General features: G+C 70.5%; 10 protein-coding genes. 5 read left to right on the top strand and 5 right to left on the bottom strand.

Translation table 11 applies throughout. The features are described from left to right. Positions 1–43: 43 nt before the first annotated feature. The 4 genes from JK364_RS31600 to JK364_RS31585 all read right to left on the bottom strand — a co-directional run bounded on the left by JK364_RS31600 (position 44) and on the right by JK364_RS31585 (position 2,966). Positions 44–805 (bottom strand): SDR family oxidoreductase, encoded by a 762-nt coding sequence (locus tag JK364_RS31600; RefSeq protein WP_201854767.1) that lies wholly within the window; start codon positions 803–805, stop codon positions 44–46. Positions 806–823: 18 nt separating this feature from the next. Beyond that, positions 824–1,585: a 3-oxoacyl-ACP reductase FabG gene (gene fabG, locus JK364_RS31595; RefSeq protein WP_201854766.1), complete on the bottom strand. Its 762-nt coding sequence runs from the start codon at positions 1,583–1,585 to the stop codon at positions 824–826. Between the two features lie 161 nt (positions 1,586–1,746). Continuing rightward, the gene (locus JK364_RS31590) at positions 1,747–2,142 is read right to left on the bottom strand and encodes a DUF3037 domain-containing protein (protein WP_201854765.1); all 396 of its coding nucleotides are present in this window, start codon (positions 2,140–2,142) and stop codon (positions 1,747–1,749) included. After that, positions 2,139–2,966 carry a HipA family kinase gene (locus JK364_RS31585; protein ID WP_201854764.1) on the bottom strand — a complete coding sequence of 276 codons (828 nt, stop codon included), beginning with the start codon at positions 2,964–2,966 and terminating at the stop codon, positions 2,139–2,141. The genes JK364_RS31590 and JK364_RS31585 overlap by 4 nt, the downstream gene beginning before the upstream one ends. A gap of 241 nt (positions 2,967–3,207) precedes the next feature. On the opposite strand from JK364_RS31585, the gene JK364_RS31580 reads away from it, so the two are divergent. From JK364_RS31580 to JK364_RS31570, 3 genes are all read left to right on the top strand, one after another. Then, a complete protein-coding gene (locus JK364_RS31580; protein WP_201854763.1) occupies positions 3,208–4,467 on the top strand; it encodes an MFS transporter in 1,260 nt (419 codons plus the stop codon). 43 nt (positions 4,468–4,510) lie between these two features. Further along, a complete protein-coding gene (locus tag JK364_RS31575; RefSeq protein WP_201854762.1) occupies positions 4,511–7,009 on the top strand; it encodes an alpha-L-rhamnosidase-related protein in 2,499 nt (832 codons plus the stop codon). Positions 7,010–7,088: 79 nt separating this feature from the next. Next, positions 7,089–8,099, top strand: a complete 1,011-nt coding sequence (locus JK364_RS31570; protein ID WP_201854761.1) for a LacI family DNA-binding transcriptional regulator — start codon at positions 7,089–7,091, stop codon at positions 8,097–8,099. A gap of 38 nt (positions 8,100–8,137) precedes the next feature. On the opposite strand, the gene corA is transcribed toward JK364_RS31570, so the two are convergent. Continuing rightward, entirely contained in the window at positions 8,138–9,220 is a 1,083-nt protein-coding gene (corA, locus tag JK364_RS31565; RefSeq protein ID WP_201854760.1) for a magnesium/cobalt transporter CorA, read from the bottom strand. Between the two features lie 354 nt (positions 9,221–9,574). Here corA and JK364_RS31560 point away from each other — a divergent pair, with 354 nt between their 5' ends. Together JK364_RS31560 and JK364_RS31555 are read left to right on the top strand one after the other, a co-directional pair. Then, positions 9,575–10,615, top strand: coding sequence for a tellurite resistance/C4-dicarboxylate transporter family protein (locus JK364_RS31560; protein ID WP_307841435.1), 1,041 nt, complete (start codon positions 9,575–9,577; stop codon positions 10,613–10,615). A gap of 258 nt (positions 10,616–10,873) precedes the next feature. Continuing rightward, positions 10,874–14,608, top strand: coding sequence for a nitrate reductase subunit alpha (locus tag JK364_RS31555; protein ID WP_307841434.1), 3,735 nt, complete (start codon positions 10,874–10,876; stop codon positions 14,606–14,608). The last annotated feature ends 1 nt before the right edge of the window (position 14,609 follow it).

Genomic DNA, 14,609 nt, shown 5'->3' with positions numbered 1-14,609 from the left:
CGGGGCCGTACCGGGGCGGCCCGGAGGCCGGACCGGGCGCCGGTCAGCCGAGCCCGGCGCCCAGGAGGATGCCACCGTCCACCACGAGCGTCTGGCCGGTGACCCACGCCGACTGGTCGGAGGTGAGGAACGCCGCCGCGCCCCCGATGTCCTCCGGCACGCCGAGCCGCTTCAGCGGATAGGCCGCGGCGGCCTCCTCCTCCCGCCCCTCGTACAGGGCGGTGGCGAACTTGGTCTTCACCACCGCCGGGGAGATGGCGTTGACCCGCACCCGCGGGGCGAACTCCTGGGCGAGCTGCACCGTGAGGTTGATCATGGCGGCCTTGCTGACGCCGTATGCCGCGATGAACGGCGAGGACGACATCCCGGCGAGCGAGGCGATGTTGACGATCGTGCCGCCGTTCTCCTGCTGCCAGGCCTTCCAGGTCCGCTGGGCGAAGCCCAGTGCCGAGACGACATTGGTCTCGAAGACCTTACGGATCACATCGAGGTCGAGATCGGCTATGGGCGAGTAGACCGGGTTGGTGCCGGCGTTGTTCACCAGGTGGTCGACCCGGCCGAACGCCTCCATCGTCCGCTCGACGGCGGCCGCCTGGTGTGCCTGGTCATGGGCCTTCCCGGCGACATAGATCGCGTGGTCGGCCCCGAGCCGCTCCACGGCCTCCTTGAGCGCCTCCTCGTTGCGCCCGGTGATGCACACCTTGTCGCCACGGGCCACCATCGCCTCGGCGATGGCGTAGCCGATCCCCCGGCTCGCCCCGGTGATGAGCGCGGCCTTGCCGCTGTCCTGTATCTGCGCGGTCATGTGGTGCGTGACTCCTGATCAGTTGAGCGGGCCGCCGGCCACGTACATGACCTGGCCGGAGACGAAACCGGCCGCCTCCCCGGTGAAGAAGGCGATCGCGTTGGCGATGTCGGCGGGCTCTCCGACGCGCTGCACCGGGATCTGGCTCGCGGCCGCCTTCTGGAAGTCCTCGAAGCCCATGCCGACGCGCTCGGCGGTCGCGGCGGTCATGTCGGTGGCGATGAAACCGGGCGCCACGGCGTTGGCGGTGACGCCGAACTTGCCGAGTTCGATGGCGAGGGTCTTGGTGAAGCCCTGCATTCCGGCCTTGGCCGCGGCGTAGTTGGCCTGGCCGCGGTTGCCCAGCGCCGAGCTGCTGGAGAGGTTGACGATCCGGCCGAAGCCCGCGTCCACCATGTGCTTCTGGCAGGCGCGCGACATCAGGAACGCGCCCCGCAGATGCACGTTCAGCACGGTGTCCCAGTCCGACTCGCTCATCTTGAACAGCAGATTGTCGCGGAGCACACCCGCGTTGTTGACGAGGATGGTCGGCGCGCCGAGCTCCTCGGTGACCCGCGCGACGGCGGCGTCGACCTGCTCGGCGTCCGACACATCGCAGCCCACGGCGATGGCCTTGCCGCCCGCCTCGGTGATCTTCTCCACGGTGGCCGCACAGGCCCCCTCGTCGAGGTCGAGCACGGCGACGACGCGGCCCTCCTCGGCCAGGCGCACGGCGGTCGCCGCGCCGATACCGCGGGCCGCGCCCGTCACGATGGCAACGCGCTGCTCGGTGGTGGACATATGCGGGCTCTCCCTCGCATCGATGGCGGCTCACCGCCCCGGTCCCGGGAGTGAGCAACCGCTTAGTCTCTCCTGCGCACGAGACGCTATGAGGCCCGCCACCGCCTGTCAACGACCGCCCTTATGGGCTCGCTCACCTCCGCGCGCTTTGCGCCGATGCGTCACCGCACCAGCAGGTCGAGCAACCGCTCGACCTCCGCCTCCGCGTCCGCCGTCAGACCCGTGTGCACCGGCCCCGGCTGGACCACCGTGGAGCGCGGCGCCACAAGCCAGCGGAAGCGCCGCCCCGCGTCCTCCCCGGCCGCCTGACCGGCCCGTTCCCCCCCACCGCAGACACACTCGACCGCGCGCAGCGCGGCCCGTACCGCGGGCACGTCCGCCGAGGGATCCAGGGCGCGCAGCCGGTCCTCGTCCAGATGGATCCGGGCCGCCACGAAGGAGGTGGCGCGGCAGTAGACGACCACGCCCGCGTTGATCCGCTCGCCCCGCTCGACCCGGGGGACGACCCGCAGCACGGCGTATTCGAAGACATCCCGGCCGTTGTGGAACCCGCTCACCGCGACGCCTTTCCGTCGACCCACACCCGCAGCCACTCGGGGGCCCTGGACGGCCCCTCACCGGTGCGCTGCTCCCCCAGCGTGATCCGCTGCCCCACCGTGGCCGCCCGCTCCAGCAGCACCTCGACATAGGCACGGCGCACCGCGTCCGGGCCGTCGAAGCCCGGCTCGTCGGTCAGCCATTCGTCGGGGACGTCCGCCACCACTTCGGTGAGCAGTTCCTCGGTGATCCGCGGCGCCAGGGCCCGGCCGGCCGCGGCGACGTCCGGCGCGAACGGCGCGAGGACGTGGTCGGAGGCGTCGTACGGCTTGGTGGCGGCCTTGTCCAGTCCGCGCCAGCCGTGGTGCCAGATCATCGTGGCGCCATGGTCGATGAGCCACATCCGCCCGTGCCAGACCAGCAGGTTGGGGTTGCGCCAGGAGCGGTCCACATTGCCGATGAGCGCGTCGAACCACACGACCCGCCCGGCCTCCTCCGCGCCCACCTCGAAGGCGAGCGGATCGAAGCCGAGCGACCCGGGGAGGTAGTCCATGCCGAGGTTGAGCCCGCCACTGGCCTTGAGCAGCTCCTGCACCTCCTGGTCCGGTTCGCTCAGACCGATCACCGGGTCCAGCTGGATCCGCACCAGATCCGGCACCCGCAGCCCCAGCCGACGGCCCAGCTGACCGCAGACGACCTCGGCGACGAGGGTCTTGCGGCCCTGCCCGGCGCCGGTGAACTTCATGACGTAGGTGCCCAGATCGTCGGCCTCGACGATGCCCGGCAGCGATCCGCCCTCACGCAAGGGCGTGACATATCGGATCGCGGTGACTTCGGTCAACATTTTCCCAGGCTATCCGACCGGGTGACCTTGCAATCCACGATTGACCCGCCCCGGTCGGCGCTGACTTATTCGATTAACCTCATTGACTCAAGCATCGGGGTGCACCTATCTTCCCGAGTTACTGAAACCATTCAGTAGATCCAGCCGGGTTCGGCGGTCCCGTCAAGGAAGACGAGAGAAGATGAATGCTCAGAAGCCACCGATCCCGAGATCTCTGTGGTTCCGATCGGGTGTGGCCGGTATGGCCTCCTACCTGGACGCGGCGGCGATCGTGTCCACCGGGTCGGCGTTGGTGCTGTACAAGGACCGTCTGGGCCTTGGCACGGGCGAGATCGGCACGCTCTCGTCCATGCTCACGCTGTCCATCGCCGCGGGAGCTCTGCTCGGGGGGAGGCTCGGGGACCGGTACGGACGCCGCAGGGTGTTCATGGCCACGGTGACCCTGTTGGCCCTGGGCGCCGTGCTTCTCGCCGCCGCCACCAGCAGCGGGTTCCTGTACGTCGGTATCGTCGTGGTCGGCTTCGCCGCGGGCGCCGATCTGCCGGTCTCGATCTCCCTGATCGGAGAGGAGGCCCCCGAGGGCGCCCGTGGCACTCTCGTGGCGCTCTCTCAAGTGCTGTGGTACGGGGGCATCGTCACCACGCAGCTGACCGGTTTGCTCGTCGGGGGCATGGGCTCCACAGGCGCACGGGTTCTCTACGGGCACGTGGCCGTGGTCGCGACGTTGGTCCTGGTCCTCCGCTTCAAGCTGCCGGAATCCCGGCAGTGGATCGATCAGCGGCGCAAGGCCGACACCGGGTCCGGAGGCCCGGTCGAGCAGTCCGCGACCCGCCGACTGCTGAAGAAGCCCCACCTCAAAGCCCTGACCGGTCTGGCCCTGTTCTACGCGCTGACCAACCTGGCGGCCAACACCAAGGGGCAGTTCGGCACGTATCTGTACGTCGAGGTCGCGGGCGGCACCGTGCGGATCGCCTCGGCCATCGGGCTGGCGACGCTGTTCGTCAGCATTCCCCTGGCGATGCTGTTCATGAAGATCGTGGACGGGCGGAACCGGATGCGCTGGTACGCACTGGGTGCGATCTGCTTCGTCCTGTCCACGGCCGCCCCCGCCGCACTCGGCGTTCACGTAGGGACCCTCGCGCTGTCGAGCCTCACCGGCGCGGTCGGCTCCGCCCTCGCCTTCGAAGGCATCTTCAAAGTGTGGTCGCAGGAGGTCTTCCCCACGCTGCTGCGGGCGACGGCGCAGGGCATGGTCATCGCGTTCGCCCGTGTGGTGGCCGCGGCGGTCGCCCTGTGGACGCCGACGCTGCTGAGCGCCGGCCCCCGCGTCATGTTCGCCGCACTGGCCGCCATCGTCGCCGTCGCCACCGGCATCGGAACCGTCCTCGACCGCCTGCCCAAGATCCAGACGGGTGCTCCGGACCGTTCCGCCACCTCCGCGGCCGGCCCCGCCACCTCCGCGGCCGACCCGGTCGCGACCACCCGGGTCGACGGCAGCTGACCAGGCCTCGCACCGACCCTCCAGAGGAGAAGGCACCCTTCCCATGTCAACACCTGTGTCCGCCACCGCATCGCCCCACCGCCCCGCAGCGCCGTGGCACACCCCCGGCTGGCTCGGCCACTGGATCGGCCATCCCGACGATGTGGCGGAGCGGGACAGCCGCGGCCTGCCGGAACCAAGCAGCAAGAACGGGCTGGTCCGCCATCTGTTCCGGACCACATGCGAGGTGGAGTCGCCGCCCGTGCGGGTACCCGCACGGCTGACCGCCGATTCCCGCTACGTCCTCTTCGCCAACGGCGAGCGGGTGGGCCAGGGCCCCGTCCGGTCCCAGCCCCGCCGTATGCGCTACGACGACTACGATCTCGGCCCGTATCTCCATCCGGGCACCAACACCATCAGCGTGCTCGTCACCTACTACGGTGATCCCAACGCCTTCTGGCAGCCCGCTTCCCCGGGCGCCGCACTCGGTGGTCACGCGGTCCTGGTCTTCGAAGCGGACCTCGGTGGCAGGTGGCTGATCAGTGACGGCGCCTGGAGCGTCAAGCGTCTGGCCGGGTTGGGAGCCGCACCCCCGTACGGCTTCCATGGCGTCCCCGTCGAGGTCGTCGACGCCCGGGAACTGCCGGTGGACTGGCCGGCGTGGCACGACGGCGAGGGCTGGACACCCGCCCGCGTCGCCCACGCCGGGCACATGGGCGCGGCGGCTCGATCACAGCCGCCGACCGCCCCGTACGGAGCGTTGCTTCCCCGTCCGATCGGGGCACTGGAAGAAACGTCGCTCACGCCAGAGGCGTACTGGTGCGATGGGGAAGCCGGCTACGCGGCGGAGCTCGGCCATCCCGTCGCCCAAGTCGCCCACTACTGCGCACGGCACAAGGACCTGCCACGCGCCCGGACGTCCGCCCCGGTCCGATTCCGCGCCACGTCGGGCATGGCGCGCCTGGTCATCGCCGACTTCGGGCGAGTCGTCTGCGGCCTGGTCAGCTTCTCCCTCACCGCTCCGCGTGGCACCCGGGTCGACATCCTCTACCAGGAGAAGCCCGTCGACCCCTCCGCGGCGGGCCGCATCTCCAACATCACCGGTGCGCGCTACATCGCCCGCGGCGGCGACGACGCGTTCGAGGCCATGGAAGTCAACGGCCTGCGCTATGTGCGGCTGCTGATCACCTCCCCGGTCCCCGGCGACATCGCCGTCGGGGAGATCCGTGTGCGTGAGCGTCTCTACCCCATCCGAGGAGAGGCGTTCTTCCAGTCCAGCGACGACGAGCTCGACCGGCTCTACGCGGCAGGCCGTCGCACCGTCACCCTCAGCGCTCACGACGCCTACGTCGACTGCCCGACCCGGGAGCAGCGGGCGTGGGTGGGGGACGGTGTGGTGCACCAACTCGTCCACCTCACCACGTCCACCAACTGGTCCATGGCACGTTGGTATCCGCAACTGGCGGACTCGCCCCGCTCGGACGGTCTGCTGCCGCGCAGCGTCGCGGGCGAGACCGAGTACCGCGACGGTCTCACCATCCCGGACTGGGCATTGAACTGGGCGCACGGCGTCCACACCCTGTACCGGTACGAGGGCCTGTCGGCTCCGGTGCGCGAACTGCTGCCGTCCGTGGAGCGCGTGCTGCGCTGGTACCTGCCGTACCGCGATGAGCGGGGCGTGCTCGAGCACGTACCGGAATGGAACCTGGTCGACTGGTCGGCTGTGTTCCTGAGCGGCACCAGTTCGATCCTGACGTCGATGTGGGCCAGGGCGCTGCGTGAGTTCGCCGACATCAGCGCCGCGTACGGCAACGTGGGCAACGCCGACTGGGCGCGGGGGCTGTGGGAGGAGGCACGGGCCGGGTTCGAGGTGTTCTGGGATCCCGAGCGGGAAACCTACGTCGACCATCTCGTGGACGGCATCCGTCAGTCGCCGGCCTCCCAGCTGGCCGGAGCGACCGCGATCGTGTCCGGCCTCGCGCCGTCTTCCCGCTGGAACGCCGTGGCCGACTGGATCGCCGATCCGCGGCGCCTGGTCATCCGGTCCTGGATCGGGGGCGACGGCGGTTACGACGACGCCAAGATCGCCGATCAGATACGCGGTGTGCAGGACGTGACCTGGGACCCGCGGCACGAGGTGGTACGGGCGGAACCCTTCGCCAGCTACATGGTCCATGACGCGCTGGCGTTGTGCGGCCGCACGGCGGAACTGACCCGTGCGCTGCGCGACTGGAGCCGGTTCCTCACCGACGGATACGACACCTTCGGGGAATGCTGGGGCTGGGGCACGCCCGCCCATGGCTGGAGCTCCACCCCCACACGCGACATCGTGACCTACCTCCTCGGCATCGAGCCCGGGGAAGCGGGCTTTGTCTCGGCCCGGATCCAACCCGCGTTCGGAGTGACCGCCCGCATGAGCGGCGCCGCCCCCACGCCGTACGGCCTGCTGCACGTGCGCGTCACCGGCACCACGTGCGAAGTCGACAGTCCCGTGCCGTTCACCTTCCGGGCGGCCGACGGAACCACCACGGCGCATCCCGCCGGCCACACCATCCTCGGCTGACACTGAGCGGACGATAAGCTGGAGCGGGGGTGCGGCGTGCCCCGCGGTCTCGCGTGCCCCGCGATCTCGAAGGAAGGTCATGCCTCGGCAATCCCGGCGCCCCACGGCAGGTGACGTGGCCCGGCTCAGCGGCGTCTCCTCCGCGACCGTCAGCTATGTGCTGAACAAGAGTCCCGGACAGAAGATCTCCGCGGCCACGACCGACCGGGTCCTGCGCGCCGCCGAGCAGTTGGGCTATGTCCCCAACGCGGCGGCCGGCACCCTGCGGCGCGGACATTCGCGTGTGGTCCTGGTCGTGATCGACACGCTGAATGTCGGCCACACCAACGCCCGGAGTCTCGAGCCCCTTCTGGATGCGGTGGCCTCATGCGGCCTCACCGCGCTCACCTACTCACTCGTCTCGGAGGAGGACCTGCTCGGTGTCGTGCGGACGCTGCAGCCGTTCGCCGTCGCGGCCCTCTCCTTCACGACCGCCGCCATGCGGCAGAGTCTGCGGGCGGCCGGCGCGCAGCATGTCATCGGCCTCAACACGGCGGAGGACGACAACCTCGAACCGAAACGGCCCGGGGAAGCGGAGATCGGCAGGACGCAGATCCGGCATCTCGCACAGCGCGGCCCCACCAGGATCGTGTACGTGCTTCCGGCCACGTCCCCACGACTGCCGATCGCCCAGGTGCGCCTTCGCGGCGCTCAGGAGGAGTGCGTCCGGCAGGGACTGCGCGCACCACTGGCCCTGTCGCTGCCCTTGGACCGCCACGCCATCGCCGAAGCGTTGTCATCGCTCGAGTCCTTGCGCGGCACTACGGGCGTGGCGACCGCGGACGACCGCATGGGAATCGCCGTACTCGGCGCCATGGCAGACCTGGGTTGGTCCGCTCCGGACGACCTCGCCGTCGTCGGGGCGGACAACTTCGTGGAGAGCGAGTTCGTCACTCCCCCGCTCACCTCCGTGTACCTCCCGCTGGCCAACCTTCGTGCCGTTACCGTGGAATGGCTGAACAAGACCCTCTCGGGAGACGGCCAGTCCACCGATCACGCTTTGCTGGGGTGGGACGCGGCCGCCGAATGCGTGGTCAGAAGATCATCCTGAGGCCGTGAGCTCCGGGACTCGCTCGCTCCTCGGGCGGGTCAGAGCCAGCCGTTGCGGCGGAAGCCCCGGTGGATGAGGAAGCAGGCGACGGCGATGACCCCCATGGCCATGGGATAGCCGTACGTCCAGCGCAGCTCGGGCATATGGTCGAAGTTCATGCCGTATATCCCGCAGACCATCGTGGGGACGGCGATGATCGCCGCCCATGCGGTGATCTTGCGCATGTCCTCGTTCTGGGCGACGGTCACCTGAGCGAGGTGAGCCTGGAGGATGGAGTCGAGCAGCGCGTCAAAAGAGGTGATCTGTTCGGTGATCCGCTCCAGGTTGTCGGAGACGTCGCGGAAGTACGCCCGGATATCGGATGCGATGAGCGGCATGGACTGGGCGGCGAGCCGCCGGAGCGGCCGGTCCAGCGGCGCGACGGCCCGCTTGAGTTCCAGCAGCTCACGCTTGAGCTGGTAGATCCGGCCCGCGTCGCGGTAGCCGACATCCTCGGTGAAGACGGCGGACTCCACGGCGTCGATGTCGTACTGCACGTTGTCGGCGACGGCGAGGTAGTCGTCGACCACATGATCGGCTATGGCATGCAGCACCGCGGTGGGCCCCTTGGCCAGCTGCTCGGTTGTGTCCTCCAGAGCTTCGCGCACGGGTCCCAGCGAGCCGTGCCGCCCGTGCCTGATGGTGATCACGAAGTCGGGCCCGGTGAAGACCATGATCTCGCCGGTGTCCACCACTTCGCTGGTGGCGGTGAGCTCCGGGTGCTCGACATACCGAACGGTCTTGAAGACGGCGAACAGCGTGTCGTCGTACTGCTCCACCTTGGGCCGCTGATGCGCTTGGACGGTGTCCTCGACCGCCAGGGGATGCAGTCCGAAGAGTTCGGCGAGTCCGGCGAATTCCTCCTGGGTCGGTTCGTGCAGCCCGATCCAGACGAAGTCACCGACGGACTTGCGGGCCCGTCGCAGTGCCTCTTCGGCCGGACAGTCGCCGTGCTGCCGCACACCGTCGCGATAGACCACGCAGTTCACCACCGAGCTGCCGAGCGGCGACCGGGCGGGATGGCTGAGGTCAACGGTGCGCCGGGGTGTCCGGCGCACCGCTTGACGAAGGTTGCTGATCATCGACACGGCGGACTCCTTCGGCGGATCGACGGCCAGTGTGCCATCGCCCCGCGACAAGGGTCAGCCGGGCATCGAGGTCGGGCGTGACCAGGCGTTCGGACGGGGTCCGGGGGCGGGGACAGGTGTTCGGGATGGGTCTTCACGCCACGGTGGCCCCTTTCCCACGGTCGGCCCGGGACCCCTTGGCTATCGGAACGGTCTGCGCTGGTTCAAGCGCGTACCAAGCGGGACCCGGGAGCTTCTTGGGGAGCCGGTGGCCAACGAACTCCCCGCCGCCGTTCCGCCCATCCCGTCCTCCGCACCCGGACTCCGATGGAGTGGCAGCCTGCTGGCGTGCTGCGAACGATGAACGGGGTGAGGGCGCGTCACCTGCCGCCCGGTGCCTTCGCCCCGGTGATGGCGACCGGAATCGTGTCCCAGGGACTCGCGGCGGTGAGCGCGCGACGGCTGTCGGAGGCCCTGCTGGCCGTGGCCGTGGTGCTCTACGGCGGGCTGCTGGCAAAGCTGGTGTGGCGGGTGGTGCGGTATCCGCGTGAGGTGGCCGCCGACCTGGGGGATCCGGCACGGCTCTTCGGATTCTTCACCTTCGTCGCGGGCTCCGATGTGCTCGCCGTGCGGCTGGCCCCGGGACCGGCGCGGGCGGCCGCGTCCGCCCTGCCGACGCTGGCCATACCGGCCGCCGTTCTCCTGCTGGGGTGTGTGGCGCTCATGGCGCGGCGGCTCGGCTGGGGCGGGATGGTGCGGCACGCGGAGGGGACCTGGTTCCTGACCGTGGTGGGGATCCAGTCCGCCGTCCTGGCGGTGGCGGCGCTGGCACCCGGCCGCGTCCGGTCGGCCGAAGCGTTCGCCTGGGTGGCCGGGGTGCTGCTGTACGCGGCGGTGGCGACGGTGGTCACCGGCCGGCTCACGCGGTTCGGCGTACCGCCCCGGGAGCTGTCGCCGCCCTACTGGATCACGATGGGAGCCTGCGCGATCAGCCTGCTCGCCGGTGCCCGGCTGGCGCGGCACGGGCTCGCCGCTCCCCGCCCCGGGGCGCCGGTCCGGATCGTCCTCATGGCCCTGTGGGGCTGGGCCACCTGTCTGCTGCCGCCGCTGCTGGCCGCCGGGGTCTGGCGGCATCTGGTGCACCGGGTGCCCCTGAGGTACGAGCCGGCCTGGTGGACGATCGTCTTCCCCACGGGTATGTACGCCGTGTCCACCGCCGCCCTCGGCGAGGCCGAGGGGATCCACCGCCTGGTACGCCTGGGACACCTCGCGGTCTGGGTGGCGCTGGGAGCGTGGTCGATGGTCGCGGCGGGGATGGCGCATGCGCGGTGGCGCGCCGGTCGGCGACGGCGAGTTCAGGCCAGTAACCAGGTCAAGGGCGAGGAAAATCCCGCCGATGGCCGCTCTTGACCGATGTGGTCGGTCCTCCCCACTTGCCCATCAGGCAAAGGTGACGCGCCGTCACGTTCCGTTCACCGCGATGCCTTCGTCAGCTGGCATATCCCTCACAAGGAAGGCAAACCGCGAGAAAAAACCGCTCCAGGTGATGCTAAATGACTTAAAGGGGTCATACGGCACGGCTGATGCGCGAGTGATGCTGTCGCGCGACACGCAATCAGGGCCCCGGCCGGCCGTTCGGCGCGGAGCCACAGCCGAAGGAGCTGGACCGTGGTGCGCCGCACAGCACGAGAGGGAGCCGGAACCGCCGCCTCGGCGGTGACGGAGAGACTGCTCGCGGCCGGGACCGCGCTCCGCCGCCTCCCGACCACCCCCGACCTGCGGGCCGTCTACCGGACCGACCAGACCGTGGAGGACTCCCCCTACCGCGAACGCTGGGCACACGACCGTGTCGTGCGCTCCACCCATGGCGTCAACTGCACCGGATCCTGCTCCTGGAAGGTCTATGTCAAGGACGGGCTGATCACCTGGGAGACCCAGCAGACCGACTACCCCTCGGTCGGCCCGGACCGCCCGGAGTACGAACCGCGGGGCTGCCCGCGCGGCGCCTCCTTCTCCTGGTACACCTACTCGCCGACCCGGGTCCGCCACCCCCTCGCCCGCGGTGTGCTGATCGAGCTCTACCGGGAGGCCCGGGACCGGCTCGGCGATCCGGTGGCCGCATGGGCCGAAATCACTTCGGACCCGGTCAAGCGGCGCCGCTACCAGTCGGCGCGCGGCAAGGGCGGGCTGGTGCGGATCGGCTGGGAGGAGGCCCTGGAGATCGCGGCCGCCGCCCATGTCCACACCCTGCGCGCCCACGGCCCGGACCGGATCGCCGGCTTCTCCCCGATCCCCGCCATGTCGATGGCCTCCCACGCCGTCGGCGCCCGCTTCATGGCGCTGATCGGTGCGCCGATGATCTCCTTCTACGACTGGTACGCGGATCTGCCGATCGCCTCACCCCAGGTCTTCGGCGACCAGACCGACGTCCCCGAGTCGGGCGACTGGTGGGACGCGGCCTATCTGATGCTGTGGGGATCGAACGTGCCCGTCACCCGCACCCCCGACGCCCACTGGATGGCCGAGGCCCGCTACCGCGGGCAGAAGGTGGTCGTGGTCTCCCCGGACTACGCGGACGCCACCAAGTTCGCCGACGAATGGCTCCACCCCCACCCCGGCACCGACGGCGCGGTCGCCATGGCGATGGGACACGTCATCCTCAAGGAGTGCTTCGTCGAGCGGCGGGTCCCCTACTTCACCGACTACGTCCGGCGCTTCACCGATCTGCCGTTCCTGGTGGAACTCGCCGAGCGGGACGGGCGACACACCCCCGGTGCCTTCCTCACCGCGGCCGGCCTGGCGGACACCGACCCGGGCCTGGGCGCCCACGCCGACGAGGCGGCCCGGCACTGGATGCCGGTGCTCTACGACGCGGAGACCGACCGGCCGGTGGTCCCCCATGGCACCCTGGGCGACCGCTGGAGCAAGGGCGGCGAAGGCCGCTGGAACCTCGACCTGCAAGGCATCACCCCCCGGCTCACCCTCCACCGCACCCCGGGCGCCGAGGCCGTCGAGGTGGAACTGCCCCGGTTCGACGAACCCGGCGCCACCGTCCGGCGCGCCGTCCCCGTACGCCGGCTCGGCGGACGGCTGGTCACCACCGTCTTCGATCTGCTCCTGGCCCAGTACGCGGTGGGCCGCCCCGGCCTCACCGGGCAGTGGCCCACCGGTTATGACGACGCCTCGGCACCCGCCACCCCGGCCTGGCAGGAGGCCATCACCTCGGTCCCGGCCGCGGCCGTGGTCCGCGCGGCACGCGAGTTCGCGGGCACGGCGGAGAAGACGCGCGGCCGCTGCATGATCGTGATGGGCGCGGGCACCAACCACTGGTTCCACTCCGACACCATCTACCGCTCCTTCCTCACCCTGCTGCTGCTCACCGGCTGCCAGGGCGTCAACGGCGGCGGCTGGGCGCACTACGTCGGCCAGGAGAAGGTGCGCCCGTACACCGGCTGGCAGCAGCTGGCCACCGCCGCCGACTGGACGCGGCCGTCCCGGCAGATGGCGGGCACTCCGTACTGGTATCTGCACACCGGCCAGTGGCGCTACGAACGGTACGGCGCCGACGCGCTCGCCTCGCCCACCGGCCAGGGGCTGTTCACCGGCCGCCACACCGCCGATCTGGTCGCCCAGTCGATGCGGCTGGGCTGGATGCCCTCCTACCCCACCTTCTCCGCCAATTCCCTGGAGCTCGGCCGCCGGGTGCAGCGGAGCGGACGACCGGCGGAGGAGTGGGTCGCCGAACAACTCGCCGCCGGTGAGCTGAAGTTCGCCTGCGAGAACCCCGACGCCCCCGAGAACTGGCCGCGTGTGCTCACCGTGTGGCGGGCCAACCTCATCGGCTCCTCCGCCAAGGGCAATGAGTACTTCCTGCGCCATCTGCTGGGTGCCCAGGACAACGCCACCGCCGAGGAGACCCCACCGGACCGCCGCCCGGCCGACCTCAGCTGGCAGGACCGGGCGCCGCGCGGAAAGCTCGACCTGCTGCTCGCGCTGGACTTCCGGATGACCTCCACCACCCTCTTCGCCGACCTCGTGCTCCCCGCCGCCACCTGGTACGAGAAGCACGATCTGTCCAGCACCGATATGCACCCCTACGTGCACGCCTTCTCCCCCGCCATCAACCCGCCCTGGCAGGCCCGCACCGACTTCGACATCTTCCACGGCCTCGCCCGCAAGCTCGGCGAACTCGCCGCCGGACGACTGGACACCGCCCACGACCTGGTCGCCACCGCCCTCATGCACGACACCCCGGGCGAGACCGCCCAGCCCGGCGGGAGCGGGACCGTACCGGACTGGCGCGACGGCCACACCCCCGCCGTACCGGGCGTGAACCTGCCGAACGTCGCCCTCGTGACCCGCGACTACACCGCCGTCGCCGACCGCCTCGCCGCCTTCGGCCCGCTGGCCCAGCAGGCGGGCATGCAGGTCAAGGGCGTCACCGTCACCCCGGACCGGGAGGCCGCCTGGCTGGCCGACCGCTGTGGCACGGCCACCCGTGGCGCCGCGGCCGGCAGGCCCCTCCTCGATACCGACGCCAAGATGTGCGAGGCCATCCTCGCGCTGTCCGGCACCACCAACGGGCGCCTGGCGGCCGAGGGATTCGCCCGGCTCGCCGAGCACTGCGGCCCCGGCTCCGGCCTCACCGAACTGGGCGCCTCGGTGGCCGAACGCCGCGTGGTGTTCTCCGACACCCAGGCCCGCCCCGTCCAGGTCGGCGCCAGCTTCGAATGGTCCGGCAAGGAGGCCCCCGACCGCCGCTACGCGCCGTTCACCATCAACACCGGACACGGCAAGCCCTGGCACACCCTCACCGGCCGCCAGCACTTCTACCTCGACCACTCCTGGATGGCCGAACTCGGTGAACAACTCCCCGTCTACCGGCCGCCGTTGGACCTCGCCGCCCTCGGCGAGGCGCCACCCGCGGCCGACGGTGACACCGGCCGCTCGGTCACCGTCCGCTATGTCACCCCGCACTCCAAGTGGTCCATCCACTCCGAGTACCAGGAGAACCTCATCATGCAGACCCTGGCCCGCGGCGGCCCGGTCATCTGGCTCAGCGTCCCCGACGCCGAGGCCATCGGCGTATCCGACAACGACTGGATCGAGGCCGTCAACGCCAACGGTGTGGTGGTCGCCCGCGCCGTGGTCTCCCACCGCATGCCCACCGGCACCGTGTTCATGTACCACGTGCAGGAACGGCTGGTGAACGTGCCCAAGTCCGAGGCCACCGGCCGCCGCGGCGGAGTGCACAACGCCCTCACCAAGCTCCTCATCAAGCCCACCCACCTCATCGGCGGCTACGCCCAGCTCTCCTTCGCCCCCAACTACTACGGACCCACCGGCAACCAGCGGGACGCGGTCACCGTCATCCGGCGCCGCTCCCAGAACGTGGAGTACTGAC

Source organism: Streptomyces endocoffeicus (genome assembly GCF_016741935.1).
Classification (GTDB): domain Bacteria; phylum Actinomycetota; class Actinomycetes; order Streptomycetales; family Streptomycetaceae; genus Streptomyces; species Streptomyces endocoffeicus.
Note: the sequence above shows the minus strand (reverse complement) of the source record. Positions and strands in the feature narration are given on the sequence as shown.

Excerpts from the sequence above, each read along its gene's own strand:
- JK364_RS31580 (WP_201854763.1), top strand. The coding sequence starts at position 3,208 with ATGGCCTCCTACCTGGACGCGGCGGCGATCGTGTCCACCGGGTCGGCG.
- fabG (WP_201854766.1), bottom strand. The coding sequence starts at position 1,585 with ATGTCCACCACCGAGCAGCGCGTTGCCATCGTGACGGGCGCGGCCCGC.
- JK364_RS31575 (WP_201854762.1), top strand. The coding sequence starts at position 4,511 with ATGTCAACACCTGTGTCCGCCACCGCATCGCCCCACCGCCCCGCAGCG.
- JK364_RS31570 (WP_201854761.1), top strand. The coding sequence starts at position 7,089 with ATGCCTCGGCAATCCCGGCGCCCCACGGCAGGTGACGTGGCCCGGCTC.
- JK364_RS31600 (WP_201854767.1), bottom strand. The coding sequence starts at position 805 with ATGACCGCGCAGATACAGGACAGCGGCAAGGCCGCGCTCATCACCGGG.
- corA (WP_201854760.1), bottom strand. The coding sequence starts at position 9,220 with ATGATCAGCAACCTTCGTCAAGCGGTGCGCCGGACACCCCGGCGCACC.
- JK364_RS31585 (WP_201854764.1), bottom strand. The coding sequence starts at position 2,966 with ATGTTGACCGAAGTCACCGCGATCCGATATGTCACGCCCTTGCGTGAG.